At 54.2% G+C, this 2,709-nt stretch carries 1 protein-coding gene and 1 pseudogene; both read right to left on the reverse strand.

Annotation, left to right across the window (positions count from 1 at the left end; translation table 11 throughout):
* On the reverse strand, nucleotides 1-2,534 hold a 2,534-nt coding region (locus QCH34_RS10255; RefSeq protein WP_300333761.1), incomplete at its 3' end, for a DEAD/DEAH box helicase.
* Nucleotides 2,470-2,709: pseudogene (locus QCH34_RS10260) on the reverse strand (hypothetical protein); the annotation flags it as partial. The pseudogene QCH34_RS10260 and the gene QCH34_RS10255, both read right to left, overlap by 65 nt.

Here is a 2,709-nt window from a genome sequence, read left to right on the forward strand (position 1 = left end):
TTCTCCTCAGGTGTCTTCTTCTTTTTCCTGGTGATCAGAATATTCTCCTCTTCATACGGCTTGACGGCAGCGATAAGCCGGGCTCCGCATTTTGGACATTCCGGGTGATCCTCAACCCGTTCCAGAATCGTCTTCTTCTTCCACCCCCGGCAATTCATACAGGCGAGTATCACCTCCTGTGCATCCAGCCGCCGTTTCAATGCAGCGATCACCGCCTGATCCATATCTGGCGGAGCGATCAGATCCCGTGAAGAAAAGAGCCCCTCTGAACCGATGATGGAGAGCGGCCCGATGCGGATCTCGATCTCCCCTGAACGTATCCGGGAGATGAGCCTGCCTGCTGCCCCCGCATCCATGTACCTGCTGAAGAGCTCACGGTATACCTCCTGTTCGATCACGCTGCCATCAAAATGTTCGCTTAAGCGATAGAGGCTGATCTTGTCATATTCGGCATCCGAATCGATCGCCCCGAACTTCTTTGCAACACCAACCAGCTTCCACTTATAGAGAGCGGTCTTTCTCATCGCAATCCTCAGGATCGCCTCGATGTGTTCTCCTTCAAGAGAAGAAAGAATCTCCCTGACATCCTGCGCTCCGATATGTTTTGGCAGCCGCAGAAAAATCCTGTAGGCATTCACCTCGATCCCGACACTTGTTCCATACCGTGCGGATATCAGGATGGAGAGGGCACGCCCGAGGGCTTCATTTGCCTTATGGCCTCCACAGATATTCACGATCACCCCCTCTTTGGAATGTTCGAGCATCACCAGCTGATCGGTTGGAACAGGGGTTCTGTTCTTATCCATCTCTGAGAGGATTCTGTTTATATACGCAACTGATTCTGCATCAGCTCCATATTCGGCAAAGCACCGGGTTCTCCTGAGCTGACCAACCTCCTCTGCAACCTCAAAGGGCACCGGGATCTGTTCCCCTTCCCATGATGGGAGCTCACCCATGCTCTTTGGTGCAGGTTCGACGGTGATCGCATCTTCAAGTACTTCAAGCACCCGCCAGAGCCTGCCGCGGGTGATGAAGATGGCGCCGGTATGAATCCACCCGACGACAAATGACTCGTCAAGGGTGCCTATCGTCCTCCGGGTCACATAATCGATGATCCGGAACTTCCGCTCATCGGTGATCATCGAGAGGTTTGTGGTGAGGTACTTCCGGGCTCTGCCGGTTTTTATTAACACATTTCCCTCTCTTCGGATCAGGCGGTGCTCCTCCATCCGGCTGATGCAGTCGTCAAGCAGGCTTCCGCAGTCAGATACCGGCCATGCTCCTGAAAAGATCCTGCGGATCACCTCAATCCCACATTCCCCCCGCTCAACAGCGATTGCAGCAACCTGGTTTGCGATCACATCGGCCGGACAGCAGGGCGGGATAACCGGCTCGGTCTTATTCAAAACTGCCCGCCGTGCAATGACGAGTGATTCGAGGAGGTCGTCGAAACCGGTTGCAATGATCGTTCCCCGTGAGATCTGGTCGATTCGGTGTCCGGCCCTCCCGACCCTTTGGATCAGGCGTGCGACATCGCGGGGGGATCCAAACTGGATCACATGATCGATATGCCCGATATCGATCCCAAGCTCCATCGAACTGGTACAGACAAGTGTTCTGATCTGGCCTTTTGAGAACCGGTCCTCGGCATCGATCCTGACCTCCTTTGAGAGTGATCCATGATGTATTTCTACATCTCCGCGTGGTATGAGGTGATGGCCGATAGCTTCAGCTACTGATCTGGTATTGACGAAGACAAGTGATGAACCGGCACCTTCGATCGAATCCTCGATCTTCTCCACCTGGCCATCAAACCTGTCTCCTCCAAAAAGGACACGGAGAGAGAGGCGGGATGCAACCGGCACTTCAATGATTGAAAAAGGCCGCTCTCCACAGAGGCAGAATCCGACTGTCTCGGGATTTCCGACCGTTGCCGAGATCCCGATCCGCTGGAATTCCCCTGCATATTCGCAGATCCGTTCGAGTGCAATAGCAAGCTGCACTCCCCGCTTGCCATCGGCAAGTTCATGGATCTCATCGACGATCACATGCCTTACACCCCCAAGATGCTGCCGGAGACGGGATCCCATCAGCATCGACTGGACTGTTTCAGGAGTTGTGATCAGAAGATCCGGGGGTTTAAGTGCCTGTTTCCGCCGCTCTGCAATGGTGGTATCGCCATGCCGCACCCCGACAGACAAACCAAGCTCCCCGCACCACCAGGTGAGACGGGAGAGCATGTTCCGGTTTAGTGATCGGAGCGGGGTGATATAGAGGGCCGAAAAACCCTGCCGCTCCTTCATTGTGAGGAGTGAGTGGAAGATCGGGAGCATCGCGCTCTCCGTCTTCCCTGTGCCGGTTGGAGCGATCAGGATCTGATGTTCACCCCGAAGCAGGGGAGGGATTGCGCGGAGCTGGATCTCAGAGAGATCATTAAACCCCCGTTTGTCAAGGGCATCCCTGATCCGCTCATGCAGAAGAGCGATAATATGGATCGGATCTGAGGGATCCGAGGGTGTCGATATAGGTTCCATCCTGAAGAAACACCTCGGCTGTTTCTATCCTGATACTCCGTGAAAGAGGGGATAATCCACTCTCCGGGATCGTTCTGATATCAATCCCTCCTGCATACTCATAAAAGGCAGGCATGAAGAGGAGGCGGGTGGGTGTATCTGCCTCTTCCATTCTGAGCTGCTTCTCATCGACTTC

This window comes from Methanocalculus sp., from assembly GCF_029762515.1.
GTDB lineage: Archaea > Halobacteriota > Methanomicrobia > Methanomicrobiales > Methanocorpusculaceae > Methanocalculus.